Source organism: Phyllobacterium sp. T2-21 (assembly GCF_055378485.1).
In genome coordinates, this window is the sequence record NZ_AP027912.1 from 917751 (window position 1) to 942403 (window position 24653).

General features: G+C 59.8%; 30 protein-coding genes and 1 tRNA gene. 16 read left to right on the top strand and 15 right to left on the bottom strand.

All coding sequences use genetic code 11. The features are described from left to right. Positions 1 to 136: 136 nt before the first annotated feature. The gene (locus tag ACZ5FP_RS04555; protein ID WP_464662402.1) at positions 137 to 775 is read left to right on the top strand and encodes a glutathione S-transferase; all 639 of its coding nucleotides are present in this window, start codon (positions 137 to 139) and stop codon (positions 773 to 775) included. Positions 776 to 811: 36 nt separating this feature from the next. Here ACZ5FP_RS04555 and ACZ5FP_RS04560 read toward each other — a convergent pair whose 3' ends face one another. Both ACZ5FP_RS04560 and ACZ5FP_RS04565 read right to left on the bottom strand, forming a co-directional pair. Beyond that, positions 812 to 1693 (bottom strand): DMT family transporter, encoded by an 882-nt coding sequence (locus tag ACZ5FP_RS04560; protein ID WP_464662404.1) that lies wholly within the window; start codon positions 1691 to 1693, stop codon positions 812 to 814. A gap of 8 nt (positions 1694 to 1701) precedes the next feature. Then, positions 1702 to 2115: a VOC family protein gene (locus ACZ5FP_RS04565; protein WP_464662405.1), complete on the bottom strand. Its 414-nt coding sequence runs from the start codon at positions 2113 to 2115 to the stop codon at positions 1702 to 1704. A gap of 215 nt (positions 2116 to 2330) precedes the next feature. On the opposite strand from ACZ5FP_RS04565, the gene ACZ5FP_RS04570 reads away from it, so the two are divergent. Next, positions 2331 to 2492 carry a Thivi_2564 family membrane protein gene (locus tag ACZ5FP_RS04570; RefSeq protein WP_105737901.1) on the top strand — a complete coding sequence of 54 codons (162 nt, stop codon included), beginning with the start codon at positions 2331 to 2333 and terminating at the stop codon, positions 2490 to 2492. Between the two features lie 40 nt (positions 2493 to 2532). Here ACZ5FP_RS04570 and ACZ5FP_RS04575 read toward each other — a convergent pair whose 3' ends face one another. After that, positions 2533 to 3426 carry a LysR substrate-binding domain-containing protein gene (locus ACZ5FP_RS04575; RefSeq protein WP_464662407.1) on the bottom strand — a complete coding sequence of 298 codons (894 nt, stop codon included), beginning with the start codon at positions 3424 to 3426 and terminating at the stop codon, positions 2533 to 2535. A 117-nt stretch (positions 3427 to 3543) separates the two neighbouring features. Between ACZ5FP_RS04575 and ACZ5FP_RS04580 the strand changes: the two genes are divergently transcribed. Then, a complete protein-coding gene (locus ACZ5FP_RS04580; RefSeq protein ID WP_464662408.1) occupies positions 3544 to 3780 on the top strand; it encodes a hypothetical protein in 237 nt (78 codons plus the stop codon). Positions 3781 to 3789: 9 nt separating this feature from the next. Here ACZ5FP_RS04580 and ACZ5FP_RS04585 read toward each other — a convergent pair whose 3' ends face one another. The 3 genes from ACZ5FP_RS04585 to ACZ5FP_RS04595 all read right to left on the bottom strand — a co-directional run bounded on the left by ACZ5FP_RS04585 (position 3790) and on the right by ACZ5FP_RS04595 (position 4812). Continuing rightward, the gene (locus ACZ5FP_RS04585; RefSeq protein ID WP_223612181.1) at positions 3790 to 3978 is read right to left on the bottom strand and encodes a hypothetical protein; all 189 of its coding nucleotides are present in this window, start codon (positions 3976 to 3978) and stop codon (positions 3790 to 3792) included. A gap of 61 nt (positions 3979 to 4039) precedes the next feature. Beyond that, positions 4040 to 4441 (bottom strand): (R)-mandelonitrile lyase, encoded by a 402-nt coding sequence (locus ACZ5FP_RS04590; RefSeq protein ID WP_223612180.1) that lies wholly within the window; start codon positions 4439 to 4441, stop codon positions 4040 to 4042. After that, complete coding sequence (locus ACZ5FP_RS04595) at positions 4432 to 4812, bottom strand: ArsR/SmtB family transcription factor (protein WP_464662411.1); 381 nt, start codon at positions 4810 to 4812, stop codon at positions 4432 to 4434. The genes ACZ5FP_RS04590 and ACZ5FP_RS04595 overlap by 10 nt, the downstream gene beginning before the upstream one ends. A 122-nt stretch (positions 4813 to 4934) precedes the next feature. Between ACZ5FP_RS04595 and ACZ5FP_RS04600 the strand changes: the two genes are divergently transcribed. Beyond that, positions 4935 to 6110, top strand: coding sequence for an MFS transporter (locus ACZ5FP_RS04600; RefSeq protein WP_464662412.1), 1176 nt, complete (start codon positions 4935 to 4937; stop codon positions 6108 to 6110). 61 nt (positions 6111 to 6171) lie between these two features. Here the strand turns inward: ACZ5FP_RS04600 and ACZ5FP_RS04605 are convergent, their stop codons facing one another. Continuing rightward, on the bottom strand, positions 6172 to 6630 hold the full coding sequence (locus ACZ5FP_RS04605; protein WP_464662414.1) for a YidB family protein: 459 nt from the start codon (positions 6628 to 6630) through the stop codon (positions 6172 to 6174). A gap of 160 nt (positions 6631 to 6790) precedes the next feature. Between ACZ5FP_RS04605 and ACZ5FP_RS04610 the strand changes: the two genes are divergently transcribed. Then, the gene (locus ACZ5FP_RS04610; protein WP_464662416.1) at positions 6791 to 7048 is read left to right on the top strand and encodes a GlsB/YeaQ/YmgE family stress response membrane protein; all 258 of its coding nucleotides are present in this window, start codon (positions 6791 to 6793) and stop codon (positions 7046 to 7048) included. Positions 7049 to 7125: 77 nt separating this feature from the next. On the opposite strand, the gene ACZ5FP_RS04615 is transcribed toward ACZ5FP_RS04610, so the two are convergent. The 8 genes from ACZ5FP_RS04615 to ACZ5FP_RS04650 form a co-directional block, all read right to left on the bottom strand. Beyond that, positions 7126 to 8130, bottom strand: coding sequence for a DUF930 domain-containing protein (locus tag ACZ5FP_RS04615; protein WP_464662417.1), 1005 nt, complete (start codon positions 8128 to 8130; stop codon positions 7126 to 7128). 91 nt (positions 8131 to 8221) lie between these two features. Next, entirely contained in the window at positions 8222 to 8725 is a 504-nt protein-coding gene (locus ACZ5FP_RS04620; RefSeq protein ID WP_464662419.1) for an ankyrin repeat domain-containing protein, read from the bottom strand. 155 nt (positions 8726 to 8880) lie between these two features. Continuing rightward, a complete protein-coding gene (locus tag ACZ5FP_RS04625) occupies positions 8881 to 9795 on the bottom strand; it encodes a hypothetical protein (RefSeq protein ID WP_464662420.1) in 915 nt (304 codons plus the stop codon). Between the two features lie 219 nt (positions 9796 to 10014). Beyond that, positions 10015 to 11043 carry a fatty acid desaturase gene (locus ACZ5FP_RS04630; protein WP_464662421.1) on the bottom strand — a complete coding sequence of 343 codons (1029 nt, stop codon included), beginning with the start codon at positions 11041 to 11043 and terminating at the stop codon, positions 10015 to 10017. A 186-nt stretch (positions 11044 to 11229) separates the two neighbouring features. Beyond that, positions 11230 to 12768, bottom strand: coding sequence for a putative bifunctional diguanylate cyclase/phosphodiesterase (locus ACZ5FP_RS04635; protein ID WP_464662423.1), 1539 nt, complete (start codon positions 12766 to 12768; stop codon positions 11230 to 11232). Then, positions 12769 to 13323 carry a heme NO-binding domain-containing protein gene (locus ACZ5FP_RS04640; RefSeq protein WP_464662425.1) on the bottom strand — a complete coding sequence of 185 codons (555 nt, stop codon included), beginning with the start codon at positions 13321 to 13323 and terminating at the stop codon, positions 12769 to 12771. Between the two features lie 328 nt (positions 13324 to 13651). Further along, positions 13652 to 13728: transfer RNA gene (locus ACZ5FP_RS04645), tRNA-Arg, on the bottom strand. 185 nt (positions 13729 to 13913) lie between these two features. After that, a complete protein-coding gene (locus ACZ5FP_RS04650) occupies positions 13914 to 14804 on the bottom strand; it encodes a LysR family transcriptional regulator (protein WP_464662426.1) in 891 nt (296 codons plus the stop codon). A gap of 109 nt (positions 14805 to 14913) precedes the next feature. On the opposite strand from ACZ5FP_RS04650, the gene ACZ5FP_RS04655 reads away from it, so the two are divergent. The 11 genes from ACZ5FP_RS04655 (at position 14914) to ACZ5FP_RS04705 (ending at position 24652) form a co-directional block, all read left to right on the top strand. Continuing rightward, positions 14914 to 15528 carry a nitroreductase family protein gene (locus tag ACZ5FP_RS04655; protein ID WP_464662428.1) on the top strand — a complete coding sequence of 205 codons (615 nt, stop codon included), beginning with the start codon at positions 14914 to 14916 and terminating at the stop codon, positions 15526 to 15528. Beyond that, positions 15525 to 16409 (top strand): EamA family transporter, encoded by an 885-nt coding sequence (locus ACZ5FP_RS04660; protein ID WP_464662430.1) that lies wholly within the window; start codon positions 15525 to 15527, stop codon positions 16407 to 16409. Before ACZ5FP_RS04655 ends, ACZ5FP_RS04660 begins: the two co-directional genes overlap by 4 nt. 267 nt (positions 16410 to 16676) lie before the next feature. Further along, positions 16677 to 17378 carry a VirB8 family type IV secretion system protein gene (locus ACZ5FP_RS04665; RefSeq protein ID WP_464662432.1) on the top strand — a complete coding sequence of 234 codons (702 nt, stop codon included), beginning with the start codon at positions 16677 to 16679 and terminating at the stop codon, positions 17376 to 17378. 50 nt (positions 17379 to 17428) lie between these two features. Further along, the gene (locus ACZ5FP_RS04670) at positions 17429 to 18196 is read left to right on the top strand and encodes a TrbG/VirB9 family P-type conjugative transfer protein (RefSeq protein ID WP_464662433.1); all 768 of its coding nucleotides are present in this window, start codon (positions 17429 to 17431) and stop codon (positions 18194 to 18196) included. 3 nt (positions 18197 to 18199) lie between these two features. Further along, positions 18200 to 19498 carry a type IV secretion system protein VirB10 gene (virB10, locus tag ACZ5FP_RS04675; RefSeq protein ID WP_464662434.1) on the top strand — a complete coding sequence of 433 codons (1299 nt, stop codon included), beginning with the start codon at positions 18200 to 18202 and terminating at the stop codon, positions 19496 to 19498. A 51-nt stretch (positions 19499 to 19549) separates the two neighbouring features. After that, positions 19550 to 20653: a P-type DNA transfer ATPase VirB11 gene (virB11, locus tag ACZ5FP_RS04680; RefSeq protein WP_464662436.1), complete on the top strand. Its 1104-nt coding sequence runs from the start codon at positions 19550 to 19552 to the stop codon at positions 20651 to 20653. Next, entirely contained in the window at positions 20650 to 21399 is a 750-nt protein-coding gene (locus ACZ5FP_RS04685; protein ID WP_464662437.1) for a lytic transglycosylase domain-containing protein, read from the top strand. The genes virB11 and ACZ5FP_RS04685 overlap by 4 nt, the downstream gene beginning before the upstream one ends. Positions 21400 to 21461: 62 nt before the next feature. Beyond that, a complete protein-coding gene (locus tag ACZ5FP_RS04690) occupies positions 21462 to 21749 on the top strand; it encodes a TrbC/VirB2 family type IV secretion system protein (RefSeq protein WP_464663171.1) in 288 nt (95 codons plus the stop codon). Between the two features lies 1 nt (position 21750). Next, positions 21751 to 22053, top strand: a complete 303-nt coding sequence (locus tag ACZ5FP_RS04695; RefSeq protein ID WP_464662439.1) for a VirB3 family type IV secretion system protein — start codon at positions 21751 to 21753, stop codon at positions 22051 to 22053. Beyond that, positions 22050 to 24470 carry a VirB4 family type IV secretion/conjugal transfer ATPase gene (locus ACZ5FP_RS04700; protein ID WP_464662441.1) on the top strand — a complete coding sequence of 807 codons (2421 nt, stop codon included), beginning with the start codon at positions 22050 to 22052 and terminating at the stop codon, positions 24468 to 24470. Before ACZ5FP_RS04695 ends, ACZ5FP_RS04700 begins: the two co-directional genes overlap by 4 nt. Further along, positions 24467 to 24652: a hypothetical protein gene (locus ACZ5FP_RS04705; protein WP_464662443.1), complete on the top strand. Its 186-nt coding sequence runs from the start codon at positions 24467 to 24469 to the stop codon at positions 24650 to 24652. The genes ACZ5FP_RS04700 and ACZ5FP_RS04705 overlap by 4 nt, the downstream gene beginning before the upstream one ends. The last annotated feature ends 1 nt before the right edge of the window (position 24653 follow it).

Consider the following 24653-nt stretch of genomic DNA (forward strand, 5'->3'; position numbering starts at 1 on the left):
GGTCGAAGCGCATTCCATTGATAATCGTGTGATATCGCGGGATAATCGTGAATTGAATTCACGGATCGGGGCAATGCACGCGCAAGGCTTGTTATCGGCACCGGTTTCATGAAAACTTGTGTCAACCGAGGCCCCCATGACGCATGCTCTGCCCGTTCTGTATTCTTTTCGCCGCTGTCCCTATGCCATGCGGGCCCGGCTCGCCATTCAGGCCGCGCACCAGGCCTGCGAGCTCCGGGAAATCGTATTGCGAGACAAGGCGCCGGAGTTTCTCGGTGTTTCGCCATCGGGAACGGTGCCGATGCTGCTGCTGCCCGACGGGACAGTGATTGATGAAAGCCTCGACATCATGCGCTGGGCCTTGAGCCGGCATGACCCGGAACATTGGCTTGAGGTGGATGATGGCGGCTGGATTGCCCGCAATGACGGATCGTTCAAGCGCAGCCTTGACCGCTACAAATACCCCACCCGCTTTGATAAAACCGATCGGCTGGCAGAACGCGAAAAAGCATTGGCGATACTGGATGAATACGAGGAACGGCTGGCCTGGTCGCGCTGTCTCTTCCGGGCGACGCCGTCGCTTGCCGACATGGCGATCCTGCCGTTTGTCCGGCAGTTTGCCAGCGTGGATGCGGACTGGTGGAGCGGGCTTGCCCGCCCGCACGTGAAGCGGTGGCTGGATGAGTTCGTGTCATCCGGCCGGTTCGACGCGGTGATGCTGAAATATCCGAAATGGCAGGCCGGCGATGCCCAGACCCTTTTCGGCAACGCCTGAGCATCGATTGCAACGGCTTCGAGCGGATGAAACGTTTCAATCCGCTTGAATGGCCTTTGCCGGCACGCTCTTGTTTTTCAGATTCAGAAGGTTGCCTGACAGGATGAGGGCTGCGCCGAGCGCCGTGTAGATATCGATCCGTTCCGCATAGATGAGCCAGCCCAGCACGGCCATGAGCGGCACGCGCAGAAAATCCATCGGTATCACCACGGTGGCATCCGCATACAGCAGGGCCTTCGCCATGCAGAAATGCGAGAATGTGCCGGTGAAGGCGATGATCACCACCCAGGGCCAGGCATGCAGGGTCGGCCATTGCCAGACATGCAGCGCCGGCAGCAACCCGATGGCTGACTGGATCACCAGCATCCAGAAGATGATTTTCACCACGCTTTCCGTGCGGGTCAGGGATTTGACCATGGTGAAGGAAATGCCGAACGTGAAGGCCGCGCCGAGCACGATCAACTGTCCCATTTCGATCGTTCCGATGCCGGGGCGCACAATGATGACGACACCGATGATGCCGAGAAGGATCGTCAGCGTGCGCCAGAGATTGAACCGCTCGCCGAGAAAGACGACGGCCATGACGGCCGTCCAGGCCGGTGTGGTGAATTCAATGGCGATCACCTGCGCCAGCGGGATCATGGACAGCGCCTGCAGCCAGGCGAACTGGCCGGCATAATGGGCGGTATTGCGTCCGATGTGCTGCCAGATGCGGCCGGTTCGCATGGCGCGCACGCCGCCGGAAGACCGGATCAGCGGATAGAGCATGGCTAGCCCGATCAGCGACCGCATTTCCATGATCTGGAAGACGTTGAGTTCCTTCGAGGCTTCCCGGCCGGAGATCGCCATCATGAGAATGGCGGCCAGCGACCCGGACATCCAGAACGCCGCCTTCAGGTTTGATGGCTTGAATTCCATGGCGGCCGCTATTTCGCGTAGACGCTGGCGAAATCCGCAAAGCCCTTCACTTCGATCGGGTTGCCCGAGGGATCACGGAAAAACATCGTCCATTGCTCGCCCGGTTCGCCCTTGAACCGCACCACGGGAGGCATGACGAAGTCGACCTCTGCGCGCTTGAGCCGGCCGGCAAGGGCATTCCAGTCTTCCAGCGGGAGAATGACGCCGAGATGCGGCATGGGCACCATGTGATCGCCCACCTTGCCGGTGTTGGTCGTTTCGAACGGCTTGCCGAGATGCAGCGAGATCTGATGACCGAAGAAATCGAAATCCACCCAGCTGTCGGTGCTTCGCCCCTCGGCACAGCCGAGGATATCGCCATAGAAGCCGCGCGCCTTGTCGAGATCATGGACGTGGTAGGCAAGATGAAACAGCGAGCGCATGGGAAGAATCCTGAGAAACGGGGATGATGGCGAAGCTATCAGCAACTGAACGGGCAATGCAATGCACGGTGGTTCGAAATTGCGCGCAGTATCCGGTGCCGGCAGCACGTCCGGATATTGCAGCGCGTGGACTGCTGTTTGCGTGGAACAAAAATAGCCAGCAAAGAGTTTTGCCACGCTACGATTGTTCTGATCCCGAAAACAGGAAGTTTGCGATGTCCCTTCTTATCAGTCTTCTGATCACCGTTCTGGTGATCTTTCTTGTGCTCTATCTCGTCCAGATGCTGCCGCTCGATGGCCGCGCCAAGCAGATCGTCCAGGTGATCGTTGTGGTGATCGGGATTATCTCACTGCTGCGCTATCTCGCAGTTTTCTAGGGATCGCTGCGGCGGGGCTCAAGGCTCTGCCGCATCCTCGCTATTTCTTTACCTCACCGAGCTGCCCCAGCATCCAGTCGCGGAACGCGCGGATTTTCGGGACATTCCGCCGGGCTTCCGGATAAACCAGCCAGTAGGCGTGCTCTGACGATCCCACAATATCGAAGGGTTGGATAAGCTGTCCTTGTTGCAGCTCGGGCTGGAAGAAGAACGGTGTCAGTATTCCCACGCCCTGTCCGGCCAGCACCGCCCGCCCTTCCAGATGCTGATCGCCCAGCCGGTTGCGCAGGTCGCCGCGCAGAGCCGGCTTTTCGATACCCACCAGGCTGAACCAGATGTTCCACCAGGGGTCGCCGGGGTCGAGAATGGGCAGTTTGAGCAGGTCGGTTGGTGTCTTGACACCGCCGACCGAGGCGGCGAGTGCCGGTGACAGCATGGGCGTGAAATAGGCCTGGAAAAGCTTGTGACAGACAAGGCCGGGCCACTCCTTTGTGCCGCTGCGAATGCCGACATCTGCCTCCTGACGCACGAAATCCGTCATTTCGCGGCCGGATTTCAGCCGGACGGCCAGTGCCGGGTTCTCCATTTGAAACGAACCCAGCCGCGGAACCAGCCACGTGGCGGCAAAGGTCGGAATCGTCGCGATGGTCAGGATGCCGTCGGCGCTTTCGCGTGTCGTTGCAAAGGCGGCACGCAGGATTTCGAATGCCTCGGTCGTTGCCGGGGCCAGCCGCGCCCCGATTTCCGTCAGAACAACCTGACGCGGCAGCCGCAGAAACAGCGGCGACCCCACCCGCTCTTCCAGCAGTTTGATCTGATAGCTGACGGCGGCTTGCGTCATGCCGAGCTCCTCCGCCGCCTTGGTGAAATTGCCATGGCGGGCAGCGGCCTCGAAAACACGGATAGCGGCAAGGGGCGGAAGATTCATCGGCATGATCCATAAGCTGTCCTTATGGAAGATACTCGTCGTTTTGTTGGAAAACAAGCGCGAACAGGCGCATTGAATGCATACCCAAGACACGAACGTCGCATACAAACCGGAGCTGAGGTCATGAACCCCTCACCATCGCACTGCACATCCATCGACAACCCCGGATCCCGCTGGGGTTGGTTCGCGACCCTCGGGCGGGCGCTGGTGAGGCCCACCGTGCCGATCACCGTCAATGCCGGGGATTTTTCCGATCACATGCTGCGCGACATCGGCATGAGGGACGGTCGTCCCGGGCGGGGAGACCTATTCACATCGCACCCCGACCTGAAGAAGGACATTTTCAAAGGGTCCGTCTAAGCGTGCCGTTCAGGAATCAAAGTCGACTTCCAACTGCTTCTCGAGGGCGACAAGGTCCGCGGGAAGCGGCATGCCCATGGCTTTCAGTTCGTTGAGATGCTCACGCAGAGTCTCGTGAATTTCATGGGCGTCAGCCGGCCGTTGCACCATCTCTTCAAGCAGGAGTGCGATCTGTGCCTTGATGTCTTCGAACGCCATGATTTTTCCTTTCAACGCAACCGCAAAGCCGGGTTTTTACACCTGCACACATGCTAGCAGATTATTGTGCGCCGGAATATTGCGTATCGGAAACCTTTTCCATCCACTCGACGGCATTGCCGTCCAACGCCTCCTGCATGGCGATGTGCGACATGGAGTTTGCTGGACCCGCACCATGCCAGTGTTTTTCGCCGGGCGGAATCCAGACGACATCACCAGTCCTGATCTCGCGGATTTGTTCGCCCCAGACCTGCGCGAGGCCCGCCCCGGAAACCACATAAAGCGTCTGTCCAAGCGGATGGGTGTGCCACGCGGTTCGGGCGCCCGGCTCGAAATGCACGACGACGGCGATCAGCCGCGCCGGGGAAGGGGTCTGGATGATCGGGTCCTGCCAGACTGTGCCGGTGAACCATTCTTCCGGCGCGCGGCGCGTCGGTATGGAGCCGCTCGATTTTATGTCCATTCGGTTTCTCCCGGGGTTTCGGCCGGACCGGCCGAAGGCTGGCTTTCAGGCAACGGCATCATGCTTGCCGAGGCGATGACGGAGTCGAGAAAGCCGGGGAAGCGATTGTCGAGATCGGCACGGCGCAAGGTCAGAAACCGTTTCGTTCCATCGGGCCGCACATTGATCACGCCTGCCTCCCGCAGCTTGGCGACATGATAGCTCAGGGCTGTTTTGGAACCAAGCTGGGTAAATTGCCCGCATGTCATGGCGCGTTCGCCATTGCGCGCCAGAATGGCGATGATGTTCAAACGCGTCTCGTCGCCAAGCGCTGTGAAGATGGCGGGAAGTGAAATCTCTTCAGCATCCGGATGAAACAGGGGATGGGTCATGTCCTCCTACGTAGCAAGTACGCGGGAAAAGTTCAATGTTCAATAATCGTTGAACTTTGTTCTTGACTTCACATGCCGGTGAGCTCAATAGTTCAAGGATCATTGAACAAAGGATATCTCCCATGGACATTCGCCTTGTCGGTCTGGCGTTGGGTACATTCGCCATTGGCATTGAGGGTTTTGTCGTCGCCAGCCTTCTGCCGCAGATTGCCGGGGATACCGGCGTGACGCTGGTTCAGGCCGGTTATCTCGTGGTCATGTTCGCGCTTGCCTATGCGCTGGGCGCGCCGGTTCTTGCGGCGCTTACCGGGTCTGCAGACCGCCGTCTCATCCTGGCAGGCAGTGCCACCACCTTCGTCATCGGGGCAATTCTGGCGGCATTTGCTCCGTCCTATGCGTTTCTCACGGCCGCCCGGCTGCTGATCGGCATGTCGGCGGGCCTATACGCGGCCACGGCGCAGGCAACGGCCGTCGCCATCTCTGAAGCGCATCACCGGGCGCGGGCGATTTCCGTCATCGTCGGCGGGACCACGCTGGCGGTGGCCTTTGGTGCGCCGCTTGGCGCGCTGATCGCATCGTTTGCCGGCTGGCGCGGCACCTACATCTTCATTGCCCTGATCGGGGCGGCCGCGACAACCTTCGTCTGGTTTCTCCTGCCGCGCGGATTGCGCGCCGACCGCTTGACCCTGCGGCAGCGGCTCGGCGTGATCCGCCACCCCGGGCTCTTGCCCGCGCTTGTCACCATGCTGCTCTACATGGCCGGCGGCTTCATCGTTTTCACCTATATCGCCGCCATCGCGGTGCAGGGCACTGGTCTTTCCCGCGCGATGGTGCCGCTGGTGCTGCTGGCCTTTGGTCTTGGTGCTGCCCTTGGCAATGTTGTCGGCGGACAATTGTCGGATCGCTTCGGCCCGACGCGCACGGTGATCGCCGCCTCCTTCCTCAATGCCGCATCGTTGATGGCGATCAGCTGGATCATGCAATGGCCGCATGAAATCGCCGGTCCTGCGCTGATGACGATCATGGTTCTCTGGGGAATTGCCGCCTGGATGTTCCCGCCCGCGCAGGCCAGCCGGGTTCTGGCGATCGCACCGGAAAGTGCGCCGCTCGCGCTGTCGCTCAATGGCTCGGCGCTCTATCTCGGCATTGCTTCGGGGTCGTTCATCGGCGGGCTGATCATCGCCAATCTGGGCCTTGAATATCTGGGCTGGATCGGCGGCGCTTTCCCGCTGCTCGGGCTCGTCGTGATGCGGCTCGCCAGCGTCAACGCGCGCAAGACCGAACTTTCCGTCGCCTGATCCCCGGCGACCGAACAAAGGCTGGCCGAAACGAAACCCGTTCCGGCCAGTCTGGTGTTTATCAAGACGATTTCAGGAGTGAAGCAATCTGTTGCGTGCTGGGCACCTGGCCATTCGGCGTGAGCTGGTCGACCACGCCTGGCAAGATCTTCGACAGCTGCGCGAGAAGCTCTTGTTCACTCATCCCGGTTTGCTGGGCAATCTCGCTGATGGTTTTCTGGCCGAGCGCGCTGCCCAGATCGCCGGGGGCGATGGGCTTGTTTTCACCTGGCTGAAGCCAGGAATTTGCCGTCTCGCCATGACCCGCATTGGTCAGGCTGTTCAGGAGACCGCCGAGCCCGCCGAGAAGCCCGCCGCCGGCTGCTGTATTGCCGTTGTCGGCCGTCTGCGGATTGTCGGGAGCCTGCGCGGGCTGGCTCGAGCCGCCGCTCAGCATTTTACCGACCAGAAGTGCTCCAAGCGCAATGATCAGCGGCTTCGATATATTTCCGCCTGGTACCGCATTATCGAAAATTCCCATCTCGATCTCCCTTCAATGTTGCTCGGTTTCAGCTCAAATCCGTCGTTCTCCCCCGCAAAGATATTTGTTCATTCCGGGAGAAAGCACAACCATCTTGCTTTTATGCAATCTATGCGAAAACATGACGACATTAAGCCAATGGATAGGAAGGAATGTTCGCATGTCTGTTATCGGTTGGATTGTACTTGGACTTGTTGCTGGATTTATTGGCAGCAAGATCGTCAACAAGAGCGGTCAGGGCTTAATCTTTGACATCGTTCTGGGCATTGTCGGCGCTGTTGCCGGCGGCTACATTTTCAGCTTGCTCGGTGCCACCGGCGTCACCGGCTTCAACATCTACAGTCTGATCGTCGCTGTAATCGGTTCTGTCGTCGTGCTCTGGCTCTATCACGCGATCACCGGCAACAGATCTGCTTGACCTGAAACCGCTTGTTTTTTGGAATGAACAGCGTGGCATCCGTGCCGCGCTAGAGCAATTGGGAAGATTTGTACTTGCTAATCCATTGGCAGGCCGCGCTTACGCGCTTCATTTTTTGGAATAGCGTTGCCGATTTTGAAGCGGAATGAAGAGATACGACTTACATCAGAATCGGTAGAACACTGAAAGTCCCAGTTGTACCAGTCCCCGCTACGGCGAAAAAATACGCCGACGCCCTTGTACAAAGTATTCGATACAAACCCGCTTGAAGGTCCTGTAAGGACCAGCGCATCGTTCCACCCTAAACCCAGTTGTCCAATTGCCTCTGACGTGCAGAGGCTTTTGAGACGCTCTTGTGGTGAAAGATGTGTGACAACCCGACCCATTCTTGGATCAAGCCTTGGATTTGGTAAGAACTTCTGGGTCAAGTTTGCGAACGGGTCAGAGCTTTTCATTGCTTTGGATCCGTCGGGTTTAGACACCTGCTCCATTTTCTTAGGAATAGGCTGAGATTTTTGTTGGGATACCGCTGCATTTTCAAGTGACATGGTAGGGGCGGGAGATTGTAGCTCTGCCTGCCCAGCGGTCTCGCTGGGCTTGGGGGAAGATTGTGATTCAGCTATATCCGGTGTCACCGGTTTGGCTTCAATGGGAGAAGCACTCGGACCGGCGTCCGTCTTTGCCGTTTCAGCGTCAGAATTCTGCGGCGTTGACGCCTCATCTTGTGTTGTACCCTCGCCGGAAGCGGGCTTTTTTTCCTCCGTCGATTCCTTCTCGGACCTGGGCAAGATTGGAAAAGTAGCCCGCGAAGAGGCGGCCGCTGCGGCGGGGGCCGAGGCGGGCTGCGGTTTTGGCGCCTCTGCCTTCTCTTCCTTCTTTTCCGGTTCCGGTTCCGGTTCCGGCTTTGGCTGCGGTTCGGGTTCCGGCGGCGGAACGACCTTCACCTCCACGCTTTCCGGCTCCGGCGGTGTGGTTTTCCATTGCGGAAGCTGGAGGAACAGCAATGCCGCCACCAAAAGATGCAGGGCGAGGGACGTCAGGACGCCCCCTCCAACTTCGTCCCGCAGCTTTTTGGCGAACACTAGCATTGCTTAAACGATTATCGACCGCATGCCTGAAACCTAGGAGCTTGACCGGCCCGCAACAAGGGGGAAGGACGCAGGCCGGTTCCTTCTATTTCAACAGTGCGGCAATGGCCGGCTTGTCGGCCGCCAGTTCCAGTGCTGTCTTGCCACCTGCAGTCCTGGCGGATTTATCCGCTCCGTGTTTGAGCAGAGCCTGAACCACGGCGGGATCATCGCTGTAACTTGCCGCCATGTGCAGCGGCGTCATCCTGTCGTAGTCACCGACGAAGTTGACCTTCGCGCCCTTGGAAATCAGCAGATCGATGACGCTTGCCGGGCCATAATAGGCTGCAGTGTGCAGGGGTGCCCAGCCCTCCTGGGTCTTCAGGTTCACATCGGCGCCGCAGGCCAGCATCTTGGCGACAAGATCGGCTTTCTTGTCGCGGATCGCGATGCTGAAATGCGTATCGCCGCCTATGTCCCGCCCGTTCGGATCGAGTTTTTTGCACTGCGCGGCCGTGGGCGCCGCGCTGGCCCCGGAAACCGGAACAACCGCACTGACCGCCGTCAGAACCAGCCCGAACAGGGCCACATTTGAAACCAATCTCCGCACGCTGTCGTCCTCACCAATTTGGATTGCGTCCGTCATCCGCGACGGATCGATCCCGGCTTTCTACAGGGCTTTTAACCGGATGGGCAAGGGCGGCGGCAACGGCGCAAAAACATCCCGCAGCGTGCGCTGCGGGATGTGCTGGCATTCAAGCGGGTCTACCGATTGCGCCGGATTCCGGCCGCACCGCCGACCGCTGCGGCGAGGGCGCCGATCAGCATGGCGATGAAGGCTGCAAAACTGCCGCTTGCGGCAATCCTTGCCGACTTGTCAGCCGTCTGCTTGGCCTGAGCCTTCAGTTCCTCAACCTTGGCCGTGGCTTTGGCCTTGACCTCGTCGATCTTGGCAACAGCCGCATCGTATCGCTTGTTGGCTTCATCGGGCGAGATGCCGAGCTGTGCTGCAATGATGGCCGTCACGCGCTGTTTGGTTTCCTGGGATGTCTCCTCACCCAGGGCATGACTGGTCAACGCCGATACGACTTCCTTGCGGGCCTGTTCCGGCGTCAGGGATGTGGTCCCCGAGGGATCGCGGTTGAGCACGCCGTCTACCAGACGGTCGACTTCCGCGCCGGCCTGTTCCTTGGTGATGCCGCTGGCTTGAACAGCCGGCGGGATCATGTCCTTGGCGGTCGAGGCCGCGCCGGACACGGCCTGACCTGCCGTCGATCCGACCGAGGACGCGACGCTGCCGAGGACGCCGAAGGCCCCGCCAACGGCGGTGCCAAGCAGATATAGTCCGATAGCCAGTCCCGCAGCCCAGACAACCAGACCGTGCAGCACGCCGCTCCAGCGCGCATACTGGCCTGAAAAATAGGCAGCGACGTAACCGCCGATAGCCAGGGCAATAATCATCGCAACGGCGCTCCAGATACCGCCGCCGATACCCAGGCCCTGCGCGGAGGCGCCGTCGCCGGTGGTGCTGACCGTGCTGAGGCCAATGCCCAGACCGAGGGCTGCGAACAGCACCTGGATGGCGATGGTGAGAAGCGTGCCGCCAAAAATACCGCCCCATGCGAGGCGCTGTCGGTCAACCGCGATTGTATCCACTGTGTCCCGATCATACGAAACCATGGTGTGTCTCCATTCATCCTGTTCTTCAGATAAAGTCCCTGCGGGGGTGCAAGCGCCCGGCGAGGTCAGGATGGAAACACACCCGGATACCGTTGGTTCCAGATCGGTAGGCGGATATATTTTGCACGGGCGCGGGAACAAAAGCCGCGTTCGTGTATGCCTGCGCGGTGTGCGCAGGCTGCAAGGCAGGTGTACAGATGGTCTGGAAAGCGGTTCGCGTCAGGCCAGGCTGCGCGCCTCGCGAAACGTGATGAGCCTCTTGCGGCCTTCATCCCACAGGACCAGTTTTACGCAGCGCAGGCTCTGCAGAATGGTGATGCGCCCGACATTGCTCAGCTCCGGATAGTCCCGCAGAACTTCCGGCAGCCGGTAATAGGGCACGCGGCTGGAAAGATGGTGGACATGGTGGATGCCGATGTTGCCGGTCAGCCAGCGCAGGGGAAGCGGCAGGACGTAATGCGAGGAACCGTGCAGGGCGGCCTCCTGGAACTGCCAGTCAGCGCCTTGCGACCAATGGGTTTCCTCGAACTGGTGCTGGACGTAGAACAACCAGATGCCTGCAGCCCCGGCGAGAACGACGATGGGCAGATGCACCATCAGGAAGGGAATGACACCCACCAGCCAGATCAGAACGGCCGCCAGCAGCGCAATGGCAAAATTCGTCGCCATGGTGGAGATCCATGGCTGGGCGCCGGAGCGCATCATGCCGAACGGCAATCTCTGTTTGAAAATGAAAAGCCAGGCCGGCCCGATGCCGAACATGATCACCGGATGCCGGTACAGGCGGTAGCCCAGGCGGCCCCAGCGGGACAAGGCTCGGTATTCGGCAACGGTCAGGGTCGTGATATCGCCGACACCGCGCTCATCCAGGTTGCCGGCCGAAGCATGGTGCAGTGCATGGGCACGGCGCCAGTAATCATAGGGGGTCAAGGTAAGAACGCCGATCGCCCGGCCGGTCCAGTCGTCGGAATGCCGGTGGGCGAAGAAGGAACCATGGCCGCAATCATGCTGGATCATGAACAGGCGAAGCAGGAAGCCGGCTGCCGGAATGATGAACAGCAACCCCCACCAGAAACCGTAGTGGACAGCAGCCCAGCAGACCGCCCACAGGATTGCGAAGGGAATGACCGTCACCGCGAGCTCGAAAATGCTGCGGCCGCGGTGCGGTTTGCGATAATTCAAAAGGATTTTCGGCCAGGCTCGACCGCCTAATCCAGCTTCGGAAATGGGAGAGGTGTTTTTCATCATCTATCATAGGCTTGCGACATGGGGCGACACAAGAGAGCTTCCCGTTCTTTTGTCGTAATAGGCAGATTTATGTGCAAATCCGCCGGTCATCACGGAAATCGAGGCAGAGCCGACTGGGTACGACGTGACAGTCCCATTGGCTTGATATTGGCCCTCCGTCCTGTATCGACAGATGACGTTTCAGGCTCAGGAGGCTGAAATATTGTGGGCGAATGGCGTCGGATTTGCACGGGCCTCAAGATATCGGGTGATTTCATTCAGGGGCATCGGCCGTCCAAACAGATATCCCTGCTGTACGAAACAGCCGCAACTGGTCAGCCTGAGCGCCTGGCTTTCCGTCTCGACGCCTTCGGCGATGACGCGGAGTTCCAGCGCCTGTGCGAGCTGAACAATTGCCTTGACCACGGCTTCGGCCTGCTGGTCAGCACTGATGTCCCTGGCAAAGGAGCGATCGATCTTGATGACGTCCAATGGCAAGCGCCTGATGTATGAAAGGCTCGAATAGCCTGTTCCAAAATCGTCAAGGGCAATTCGGATGCCGAGCGCGCGAAAGCGGGAAAGGCATTCCTGGGCCTGCTCGAAATCGATGAGCAGCAGGCTTTCCGTGATTTCCAGTTGAAGGGCGGAGGGAGGGAAATGGTGATGGGCCAACGTCGCGGCGATATGTTCGACAACCGAGGGGGAACGCAGGTGACGCGGCGACAGATTGATCGATACGTAATCGAGATGACCGTCGCGGATGAACGGGTGCATCTCCCGGCAGCAGCGGTCGATCATCGCCCGGCCAAGCTCGACGATCAACGAACTTTCTTCGGCCAGCGGAATAAACAGGCCGGGAAGAATGAGCCCCCGCTCGGCATGCTGCCACCGCGCCAGCGCCTCCACCCCGACGATTTCGTTGCCCTTGGTGGAGATGATTGGCTGGTACCAGGGCTCGATCTCTCCCGCCGCCACCGCGGTGCGCAGTTCTGCTTCCAGGCCCTGGCGGCTCTGAAGCTCGCCCGCCATGGTGTCGTCGAACTCCGTCCATGTCGAGCGTCCGGCCGACTTCGAATGGTACAGGGCGAAATCGGCAAAGCGCTGCAGTGTCGGTGAATCCATGGCATTGCGGGGGAAGCTTGCAAAGCCGACCGAGCAGCTGACGATCAGCTGCAGGCGGCCGCAATCGATCGGCCTGCTCATGACCTCCATGACGTCTGCCGCGATCTGGCGGGCGCGTCCGCTGTGAGCCGGTGTCACGCAGATGACGCCAAACTCGTCACCGCCCAGCCGTCCGGGCACCTCTCGCTCCCGGCAGATTGCGCGCAACCGAGCAGCAACTTCCAGCAGCACCGCATCGCCGACGGCATGGCCGTAATTGTCATTGATCTCCTTGAACCGATCGAGATCGACAAACAGAAGCTGTACCATCCCGCTTTGAACACGAGCCTCTCGGATGGCCGTTTCCAGATCGCGCGTGAAACTGACCCGGTTTGCGAGCGTGGTCAGAGGGTCGCGCTCGGCAAGGAACAGGGCCTGCTGGCGAGAAACCTCCAATTCGTGCGTGCGATCGAGGACGCGCATTTCAAGGTCGTTCGCCAGCACCGTCAGGTGGTTGTTGGCGTTGTACAATTCCAGCGACTTCGCCTCGAGCAGCCATTCCGCCTCTTCGCGGGCCCGGCGTTCCCGTATGAGGCGCCGTTCGAGACGTGCAACGCGATCACCGGGCGTGTCGGTTTCCAGCATTTACGCTATCGCATCCGTCTTCTGGATTGAGAACCGGACGAATTTCTCGCCATCGTGTTCGTGCGCGCTTCGCTCTATAAGCACGGTCTCGCCATAGAGCTGAGCGGCGCCAAGAATGAGGCCCGAGGCAAGCGCCGCGAAGGGACGATTGCTGCGATAATCGAGGTGCATTGCCCCGGTCCCAAGGCGTTCGGCCCGGAATTCCGGCAGCTCGGCATCGGGGTAGAGTTTTCGTACCTCCACATGGATATGGCTGTCGATGCTTTCGAGGAAATCAAACAGGGTGGCTGCGGTCTTGAAGAAATCAGGGAATGAAGCCTTGAAACGCCCGATCAAATGTTGACCGAACAAATCCAACAATTCGTTTGGCGGCGTGTTGCTTTGCGCAGACAAGTTGGCGACAAGCGATTGCATCTCCTTGTGGTCGTAAGTACCCACCGCAGTATAGGCGCCACCACTCGGCAGGTCGGAAGCTTCGATGAGATCATCCACGGCATCCGCCCCGTAGATATGCTCTACGAAACCCAGCAATTCGGTGAATACCATGCCCTTCATGTTGTCCCCCCTACCAGAACATCGAACCATGTCGATTTCCAATGATAAACTGCAGGAGAAAATGCATAATTAATAATCAAATTAAGAATGAAAGAAAGTTTTCCACACAGTACTTTATGTGGGAACGCGTGGGATAAATATAGATGCTTTACTTAATTGGTTCTGCTTCAACGTGATGTGATCATGCGGCGACATCCGCGTGCGGGGAATTCTCATCCGCCATTGCGAAAACGGGACTGGAATGCTCCGCACGGTTGTTCAATCCGTTGCGATCTCGATTGGAAGCCGATGGTTCTGATAAGTCCGGGATGCTGCTCCTCGCCAGATATGGCGCACCCGACAGGATTCGAACCTGTGACCTCTGCCTTCGGAGGGCAGCGCTCTATCCAGCTGAGCTACGGGTGCATGAGGCTGCGATAGCTCGCATGCGCGAAGCGGTTCTAACCGATGCGGCCCTTGGCTTCAATGGCGAATTTCGCACCTTCCCGAAAGAAATGATTGTGCCTGCCGCACGCCGCGCATCGGACAGGTCGCCATTCCCCAGACAAGCCGGCGCATGGGTCGGTCAGAGCGGGGGCCGCCTCGTTCATTTATTCCCGGCTGAATGCGTTGATGAGGAAATCAAGAAAGGCGCGGATTTTCGGCGCGACGTGCTGCCGGGACGGATAGATGGCATAGAGCGTGGTTTCCACCGTGCTCCAGTCATCCAGTGCCGATTGAAGCCGGCCCTCCTTCAGGTCGTCTGCGACATAGGGATAGGGCATCAAACTCACGCCGAAGCCCGCCCGCAGCGCGTCACGCACAGCAAGGCTTGAGGTGACCGAGTATCGGCTGTTGACGGCGATGCTCTCCGTGCGGCCGAACTTGCGGAACTCCCAAAGGTCGGCATGGCCGGAAAGGCTGAACCGGACACAGGTGTGCGCCTTCAGATCCGACGGTTCTTCAGGTTTGCCGTGCGCCTCGAAATAGGAGGGCGCCGCACAGAGGACATGGGGCATAACAGCGAGTTTTCGCGCAATCAGGCTGGAATCCTCCAGATTGTCGCTGCCGCGAATGGCAAGGTCAAAGCCTTCCCGGACGATGTCGACCCGCCTGTCGTCGAGATGCAGGTCGAGGTGCAGGCCGGGATAGCGCGACAGGAAACCGGGAATAGCGGCCGAAAGCCGTGTCAACGTCACCGTCATCGGTGCGCTGACCCGCAATGTGCCGCTCGCTTCCGCCTTGATCGGACATAGGGCTTCGTCCGCCTCGGCCAGTGCATTGAGCCCGCGTATCACATGTTCCAGATAAATCCGGCCTTCCTCGGTCAGCGCCATGCGCCGCGTCGTCCGGTTGATGAGCCGAACGCCCAGATGCGCCTCCAGCTCGGCAATGTTCTTGCTGATCGCTGGCGGCGACAGGCCGAGACGGCGCCCGGCTTCGGCAAAGCTGTTGCGCTCCGCTACCTGGCAAAAGACCCGCAGGGCCGTGAGATGATCCATGACATAGTTTTCCAATAGTGAATTATCACTTTCGTATATCGCATATTATCATCATCAGGTGAATTATCTATGTGATGTCAAAGCCACATACCAAGTTTGGAATGACGTGATGACCAATCCTACAATCGCTCTGATCGAACAGCGTGTTTCAGCCAATCGTTTCGACGCCTCGCACACACTGTCGGATGCGGAAATCAGGGAGCTGACGCGTCTGGCAACGCGTGCCCCGACCGCTTACAACCTGCAGAACTGGCGCTTCATTGCAGTGCGCGCACCGGAGTCCAAGGTCCGGTTGCAGCATCTGGCCTACGGTCAAACCAAGGTGCGCGATGCCGCCGTGACGTTCATTGTCTGCGGGCAACTTCCCGACCATGCTGCCCTTCCCGAACGGTTGCGTCCCTTCATCGAGGCTGGTTTCATGCCGGCCGACATGGCCGCGGTATGGCAGGAAGGAGCCCGCGCGCAATATGCCGATCCTCAGACAGCGCGCGATGAAGCCGTGCGCTCGGCGAGCCTTGGTGCCGCAACTCTGATTTTTGCCGCCGAAGCGCTCGGCCTCGTCACCGGCCCGATGGTCGGATTCAATGCCGAAGGCGTTGCGCGCGCATTCAGCCTTGAGCCGAATGAAGTGCCGGTGATGCTCGTCACCGTTGGCCGCGCCGCGCCTGGAAACTGGCCGCAGAAGCCCCGCCGTCCCCTGGCCGAGGTTCTGGAACTATCATGAGCGCGCGCGGTTCCGACCTGCTGCTGACGGCAATTGCCCCTGTCATCTGGGGCAGTACCTATATCGTCACCACCGCGTTCCTGCCGGGATTTTCCCCGATGACGGTCGCCATGCTGCGCGCCTTGCCGGCAGGACTGCTGCTGCTCCTGATCGTTCGGCAGCTTCCGGCCGGCATCTGGTGGCTGCGCAGTTTTGTTCTCGGCGCCCTCAATATCGCGATCTTTCTGAGCATGCTGTTCATCGCGGCCTACCGGCTTCCGGGCGGCGTTGCTGCGACGGTGCTGGCGGTCCAGCCGTTGATCGTGGTTTTCCTCGCTTCGTTCGTTCTGGCCAGTCCGGCCCGCCCGGTATCGATCTATGCCGCCCTTGTCGGGATCGCCGGTGTCGCGCTGCTGGTGCTGGCCCCCAATGCGGCGCTCGACGGGGTTGGTGTTGCAGCCGGCCTTGCCGGAGCGGTCTCCATGGCCCTCGGAAATGTATTGACCCGCAAGTGGCAACCGCCGGTATCGCTACTCACCTTCACGGCCTGGCAATTGACGGCCGGAGGGCTGCTTCTCGTTCCGATGGCGCTGCTTTTCGAGCCGCCCATGCCGTTCCCGAGTGCGGCCAATCTGCTTGGCTTGGGGTGGCTTGGGCTGATCGGCGCTGCCCTGACCTATGTCCTGTGGTTCCGGGGCATTGCACGAATGCAATCTGCGGTGGTGTCCTTGCTCCTGTTCCTCAGCCCGTTGACCGCCGTGCTGCTCGGATGGCTATTCCTCAATCAGACATTGACCTCACCGCAGATCGGGGGGCTCGTTCTCGTCATTGGCAGCATCTGGCTCGGACAACGGGCCAGCGCGGCTCCGGTCTCCGCCCCCGGAGCCGTTGAAACCCGCTAGGAAAGTCGGCCGGCGGCCTACCGCAGGAAGCGGCAAAACCTCATCTTCTCCTGCCTGGGCGAAAGGCATCAGACCAAAGTCGAATTGTGTTCCGCGTTCGCATGATATTTACAACTTGAACGGTTCTTCGGGCGCTGCGCAATCGAGGCAGGGCGCGCGGTCATATCATAAAATTTTCATTTCAGAATTTTCAGTTTTACCGATTTCAAGGTTTCGCCGGCAGTGATGAATGCGTCTGGATCCAACGAAAACATAATCGAGGCGGGATTGGCACCCGGGCCGGACAGGCGCTATTTCAGCGAAGCCATCCGCTGGGAAAACGATGTCATCCGCACCGTGAAGCGGTCCCGGCTGACCGCGTGGCTGGTGGCTGTGATCAGCTTTGCCCTGGCCTGCCTGACGTTGACCTGTCTCGCCTTGCTGCTTCCGCTCAAGAGCTTCGAGCCCTATGTCATCGAAGTCGACAAGACAACCGGGTTTATGGAGATAAAACAACCACTTGCCGACGGTGATCTGACGCAGAACGAAGCGATCGCACGCATGTATGTGGTCCGTTACCTGAAAGCGCGCGAGACCTATGATCCGGCAACGGTGAAAGACAATTTTGATCTTGCCCAGCTGCTGTCGACACGCGATGCCGCGCGGGATCTCTTTGCGCTCTACAGTCCATCCAATGCGGACAATCCGGTGACGCGCTTCGGCCGCGAGACCCGGGTGGAACTGAAGATCAAATCCATACAGCTTCCCAACAGGCTTACGGCCGTGGTCCGGTTTTCCACACAGCGGACAGGCCGCGAGCCCGGCGCAGAGGAACACTGGGTTTCTCTCCTGCATTTCCAGTATTCCAAAGCGCCCATGCCCAATGAATGGCGGTTCGAAAATCCGCTTGGTTTTCAGGTCGTCGACTATCGCCGGGATCAGGAAAGCCTGTCCGGGCAAGGCACGCCTGGTGACCGGTACCAGCCATGAGGACACGTGCCCGCGCCTGTATGGTATTGCCGGTTGGCGTCGCATTAACGATGGCAGCGGTCGTCCATGTGGCGCAGGCGGAAGTGGTGCCGCGCCGCGGCACCACGGATGCCCGTGTCAGGACGGTGAGTTACAACCCCAGCAACGTCGTCGCGGTCGATGCAACCTACGGCGTGTCGACGATGATCGTTTTGGGCGACACGGAAAAAATCGAAACGGTTGCCGTTGGCGACAGTATTTCCTGGAAAATCGAGCCCAACAAGAAGGGCAATATCATTTTCCTCAAGCCGGTGGAGCCGAAAGCCGCGACGAACATGAACATCGTCAGCGACAAGCATGTCTACACTTTCGTCCTGCGTGCGCATCCGGATTCGCAGTCTGACCAGACCTACATGATCAGGTTCCGGTATCCCGACGTGGAGATGGACGCCAAGCTTCTGGCTCAGGCGCAGCGGCTGGTATCGGAACCAAACCGCGCCGGGTTCCGCCATGAAGATGCCAATACGGATTATCATTTTCGCGGCGACCGTGCGCTTAAACCAGCCGAGGCTTTTGATGACGGCGTGAAGACATGGTTCCGGTTCCGGGGCGATGTTCCGGCGATCTTCAGTGTTGAAGGAGGCAAGCGCGAAATCCTCGCCAATTACCGGCGTGAGGGAGACTATATCGTTGTCGACAAGATTGCGAAGCAGTGGATGCTGCGGCACGGCGGTTATGCGACCTGCCTGTTCAATCTGAACAGGCAAACAGCGCCATCGGTTGTCGCAGCGCCGGCTGTCATCGCCGATGCTCCCGCCTCCAAGCGGCGCTGGAGATAAGCGATGCCCGATCTCGACTACCATCGCAGTCTGGATATCGAGGCAGGGACAGGTTCCCGCCTGCTGGAACCAAAGCGCACGTTGCGGGCCGGCATCGTTGGCCTATGTCTTGCGGCAGGGGCAACCGGGCTTTTTGCCTTGCCGCTGTTCAGCCACCCGCGGCCGCCGCAAGGCGAGCGCGCTGTGTCCGACGAAGCTTTCCTGCCATCCCGTGCGGGCCAGCTCAATCTCACGCCGCCGCCCGAACGGAAAGCAGCACCGCTTCTGCCGCAAGCCGCGGCGGTGATTGAAGGAAGGGCGGGCAACAGTGACGATGCGGAACGTCAGCGGCGCAGCGCCGAGGAAGAAGCACGCCGCCGTGCCGAGGCGGAGGAGGCGGCCTATCATGCGAAGCAACAGGACCGCTACCGTTCGCCGATGATCGTTTCGGAACTGGGCACCGCGGGTGAGCCGGCCCACAATGAGAGGGGTACCGACGAGAAACCGAAAAGCCCGGATACGTTTCAGGCCGCCAATCCGAACGACCAGTTTCTCGCCTCCCTGTCCGGAAAATCCGCCGAAACGGCCAAGGCTGAAAAGAACCCGCGCATCGACGCACTGGTGCCGCAGGGCACTATTGTGCGGGGTGTCCTCGAAACGTCAGTCCAAACCGACCTGCCGGGAATGGTGCGGGCCATAACAACGGATGATGTCTGGTCGTTCGACGGAAGGCGGATTCTCGTGCCATCGGGCACGCGGCTGATCGGCGAATACAACGCAGGACTGGCGCAGGGACAGACAAGGGCATTCATCGTCTGGACCCGGCTGTTGCGGTCGGACGGCGTGTCCATCAATCTCGCTTCCATCGGAACGGATGAGCTTGGCCGCTCCGGAATGGACGGCCATGTGAACAGGCATGTTTTCGAGCGGTATGGTTCTGCGATCCTGCTCAGTGCGATTTCCGCCGGCGGTCAAATATTGGCTTCCACGGACACATCGTCCAGCCTGAATTCAGGCCCGGTGACGACGACCTATGTTGATCCGAAGACCAATGAAGTCCGGACCGTCACGACCCGTCCCAATATCGATATCGGCGCGAACATGGCGGCAAAGGGCGCTGCGGTTGCGACGCAAACCTTTGCTCAGGTCGCAGGGGAGGCCTTGAAGGGATCACTGAACATTCCACCCACGATCACCATCAATCAGGGAACGCCGGTTGCCATCTTTGTCCGCCGTGATCTCGATTTTTCCGATCTCTACCCGGATCCGGTGCGCGAAAAGCTGCGGGAGCTCAAACGGGGGCGCGACGGCTATGGGCAATAGAAACCCGCACGCACCCGCCTTCCGGGGTTTTGTGCCGCACGAGGCTTCCTGATGGGCATGGTCTCCCGCAACGACGATCTGATCTCGCTGGCCTTTGCGCCACTGCAATCGCTGCTGGAACGGCAGGATGTCATCGAGATCTGCATCAATGAACCGCACAGGGTTTTCGTCGAATATGGTTCAGGCGCGCTGCAGGCGGGTATGGTTGCACTCAACCTTCCGGAGATGACGCGCGAGCGGATCTGCTTCATGGCGGAGCGGGTCGCCGCCGCCAGTCATCAGTTTGTCAATGAAGAAGAACCGCTGCTTTCCGCATCCCTGCCGGATGGTTCGCGTGTTCAGGTGGTGCTGCCGCCCGCGGCACCGGACGGAGGCGCCATCGCCATCCGGCGGAAGATCGTTCGTGATCTGTCGCTCTCCGACTATGCCGAGGCCGGTGCGCTTCTCTGCGCGCGGGTAACCGGTGGGGCCGATGCCTTGACCGACGAGGAACAGGCCCTGTGCGACCACCTCGATGCGGGCGATATCGCGCAATTCCTCCATTCGGCGCTGCGTCATCGTATCTCCATAATCATTTCAGGCGGGACGGGAACGGGAAAGACGACGTTTCTCAACGCCTTGATGCGGGAAATACCGGGGCATGAGCGGATCATCACAATCGAGGATACACCCGAACTCATGCCGCCGCATGGCAACCATGTCCGGCTGATCGCATCACGGGGCAATCAGAACATCGCACAGGTGGACATGCGGCGTTTGGTGGAAGCGTCGCTGCGCTTGCGCCCCGACCGCCTGCTCCTTGGGGAAGTGCGCGGCGGCGAGGCGCTGGATTTCCTGCAGGCCATCAACACGGGGCATCCCGGTTCGCTTTCCACGGTTCACGCAAATTCTCCGCGTGCGGCCTATGAACGCTTGGCAATGCTGGTCATGCAAAGCGGCTTTGGCGGGGGTGGCGGTCTTTCAAAACCGGAAATCATCGATCATCTGCATGCAACGCTGCCGATTGTCGTGCAACTGGGCCGTAAAGAGGGTCGGCCCGGCGCCGTATCCGAGATTTTTTACGCTCCCTATGTCAGGCAGACCGGGCGCCCCGCTGCCGTACAGGGAAACATGTTGTGGAACGCCTCCGGCCGTCGCGCGCGCGGTGCCCCATGAGCAGCGTGGCAAACAGGTTCAGCAGTCCTGCTGCCGTCTACACAGGCCGTTTTGCCCGCACAGCGCATCGGCCAAGGCGGGTTCTGATCGGTCTTTGCCTGCTTGGCCTGACTGTCCCGGAAGCAGCCCGCGCCGTCGAAGCCAACGATCCCGGCATGCCGCCGGTCAAGATCACGGCATCCGGCGAAAGAACCACAGCACCGCAACCGGCGGCGGATATGGCGGTATGTCAGTTCAAACGCGTGCCTTCGGCCGAAGATGGCAAGGCGCTGGTCCAGCGCATCGCCAGGGAGGAGCATGCCGATGTGGCGCTTGTCGTCGCTGTGGCCCGGCAGGAAAGCGGCTTTCGCATGGATAGCGTCTCCAGCGCCGGTGCCATCGGCCTGATGCAACTGATGCCGGCAACCGCACGCAGGTTCGAGGTGGATATTTGCGACCCGGAGGACAATGTCCGTGGCGGCGTGCGGTATCTGAAACACCTGCAAGCGAAATATGCCAATCCGCTCTATGTCCTCGCCGCCTACAATGCCGGCGAGCTTGCCGTGGAGCAAAACGGTGGCATTCCGCTCTATCCAGAGACGGTCCGTTACATCGCGGCCGTGCTTTCCGACGTCTACGACTGGCGGCCGCTCGGTGATCGCAAAGTGCTTGGGAAAGCCGCCCATCAAGGCAGGAAAGCGCCGGACAAACCCGATGCAGTCAGTATCGGCGCATGGACGCAAGGATTTGTTCTTCACGTGGAGTAATCAAAGTGTTTTTTCATTCGTTTATTGTCAAAATCGCCCTGTCGCCGTCGCTCGCCGGGCGTATCGTCACCCGCGGGATAGCGGCCTGGATAGCTCTTTGCGTTCTGGTCCAGGGCGCCCATGCCCAGACGGGGCTGCAGCCGGTGCAGTCTGTCCTGCAGACCCTCATCGGCATCCTCACCGGGCCGATTGCCTCGATGATTGCCATCCTGGCCGTCATCAGCTGCGGGTTTCTCGCCTGGACCGGGCGCTTCACCTGGGGCATTGCCGGGTCGGTGATCATGGGGATTGTCCTGGTGTTCGGGTCGACGCAGATCGTCGCCTTCTTCCAGAGTGCGTTGGGGCACTGAGATGATCACGGATGATGCGCCAGATCTCGTGCCTCTGGTCAAAGCCCTGACCCGCGCGCCGACGCTGTTCGGGGTTCCCTACATGTTCGCCATGTTCAACATCGTCGTGACCGCATGCACATTCCTGGCAACGAAGAACCTGCTCATGCTTTTGCTTGTCCTGCCGATCCACAGCCTTGGTTATTTTCTCACATTGCTGGACGATCAGATTTTCACCATTCTGCGCGTGAAGATGTCGAAGGCGCCGCCGCAATCCAAAGCGGTCTGGGGCATCAGAAGCTATGCAGCCGGTGACCGTCCATGACCAGCCGTCCCGTCCGCCGGGAGATGTGGTTTGGTTCGTCGAGCCAGCGCGAGCGCTCCGTTGCGGCCCACATCCCCTATACACGCCACGTGGATGACACGGTGTTGCGCACCCGGGATGGCTATCTGTTGAGTGTTCTGAAACTCGACGGCTTCTGTTTCGAGACAGCCGATATGGCGCAGTTGAACGGCAAGCTGGAAGCACGCAACACCCTGTTGCGATCCCTCGGCAGCAGCCGCTATGCCGTCTATGGCCATATGATACGCCGCCGCATTCAACCGGGCCTCGCAGGCAGGTTCGACAACCCCTTCGCCGATGAATTGAACCGGCGATACATGGCGCAACTCAAGCAGCAGCGCATGTTCGTCAATGACATGTACGTCACCATCGTCCGCCGTCCCCTGCGCGGGCAGGTCGGCGTCATCGACAAGGTGACGCGGCGTCTGTTTGCCAAGGCGTCCGATGATGGCGGGGCCTCCGGCGAAGCGCAGGATCTGCGCGAACTGCAGGATGCCGTTCTCAACATCCGGGATGTCCTGCAGGATTACGGCGCGCGATGCCTTGGTATTCGCGAGCCGCAACCGGGGGTCTATTTTTCCGAACCGCTGGAGTTCCTCGTCCAGATCGTGAACGGCCTGGAACCGGTCAAAATGCGGTTGCCGCGCATGCCGCTTGACGGGGCGCTGGCGATGAAACGGCTGCACTTCGGCCGCAATGCCATCGAGTTCGTCGGATCGACCCCGCCTGACAACAGCAGGCTGGGCGCCATGCTTTCCATCCGGGAATATCCACCCTATACCGGACCGCTGCTGCTCGATGGGCTTTTGAAGGTCCCGCATGAGTTTATCGTCAGCCAAAGCTTCGCGATTGTCGACAAGCCTGTGGTGCAGGCGCAGATAGAGCGCGTCTCCCGGCAGATCGCCATGGCCGATGAAGCCGGTTCCGTGGTGGGCAGCCAGCTCAACAGCGCTCGTGACGAACTGCTGGGCGCGCGTTCGATTTACGGCAGTCACCATTTCTCCATCATGTGCCTCGGCGACGACAAGACAGAGCTTGATCACTGCATCCGCGCCGTCGGCGCCACCCTGACGGATCAGGCCATTCTCTGGTTGCGCGAAGACCTGAATTGCGAACCGGCCTTCTGGGCGCAATTGCCCGGGAATTTCTCCTATATCGCCCGCTCGGCCATGATCTCCTCGAAGAACTTTTCGGGGTTCCTGTCATTGCATAATTTCCCGAGCGGCAAATCCGACGGCAATCATTGGGGCAGCGCGATTTCATTGCTGGAGACGACGAGTCAAACCGCCTATTTTTTCAATTTCCACGTGCGCGATCTTGGAAATTTCACCATGATCGGCCCCTCCGGCTCCGGCAAGACGGTGGCCCTTTCGTTTCTGATGGCGCAGTCGCAACGCATCGCGCCAAAGCCACGCTGCATTTTCTTCGACAAGGATCGCGGTGCCGAAATCTTCATCCGGGCGCTGGGAGGCAATTATGCCGTCCTGGAGCCCGGAGAGCCCTCGGGCTTCAATCCGCTGTCCCTGCCTGACACGGGACCCAACCGCGAATTCCTGTTCCAGCTGTTTTCGCTCATGGTGCGGCGGCCGGATGGCACAAGGCTGCCCGCCGGGGAGGAAAGCGTCCTCCGCTCGGCCATTGCGCAAATCTTTGCCTCAGGTCCGGACATGCGCTCGTTGGGCGCCTTCGGTTCCCTGCTGCGCGGGCGCCTGCGCGCCGGCGGCGATGATCTTCTCTCCCGTTTCGACAAATGGCTGCGCCCGGACCAGCTTGGCTGGTTGTTCAACAACCCCAGGGATCACTTCACATGGTCCGATGTTGCGGGATTTGACATGACAAAGGTGCTCGATGACCCGCTCATCCGCAGTGCGGCGCTGATGTATATTTTCCATCGGCTGGACGAATTGCTCGACGGCAACCCGCTGCTGATTTTCCTGGATGAGGGCTGGCGGCTTCTCGATGACGATATTTTTGCCGCCTTCATCAAGGACAAGATGAAGACCATCCGGAAGTTCAACGGCGTTGTCGGCTTCGGCACGCAAAGTGCATCGGACATCGCGTCCTCTGCGCTTGCCAATACGCTGATGGAGCAGAGTGCAACGCACATCTTTTTCCCCAATCCGCATGCCGATCTGCAAAGCCACACCACGGGCTTTGGTCTCTCGGCACGGGAAATTCAGTGGATACGGACAGCCGACGCGTCAAGCCGGTCGTTCCTGATCAAGCATGGACAGGAATCGGTCATTGCACGGCTGCGCCTGAACGGCATGGATGACCTGATCAAGGTTTTATCCGCCCGCGCCGATACAATCGAGGAACTGACTGCCCTGCGCCGTCATCTGGGTGATGATCCGCAGAAATGGCTGCCTGCCTTTTGCCGCCCCGGAGACAAGACATGACGTTTCGCACCATCTGCCTGCTGCTGTGCATCCTGATGACGGGCACCGCCTGCGGGAGCGATCAGAGGTTGAAAGCCCCCTGTTCCCCAGGTTTGTTCTCGTTTGCCGCAACGACACGCGACTGCGGGCCGCTCAGGCCGGTGAATGAAGCGCTGGTTGCCTTGTTCGGGTTTGAGACCTGAA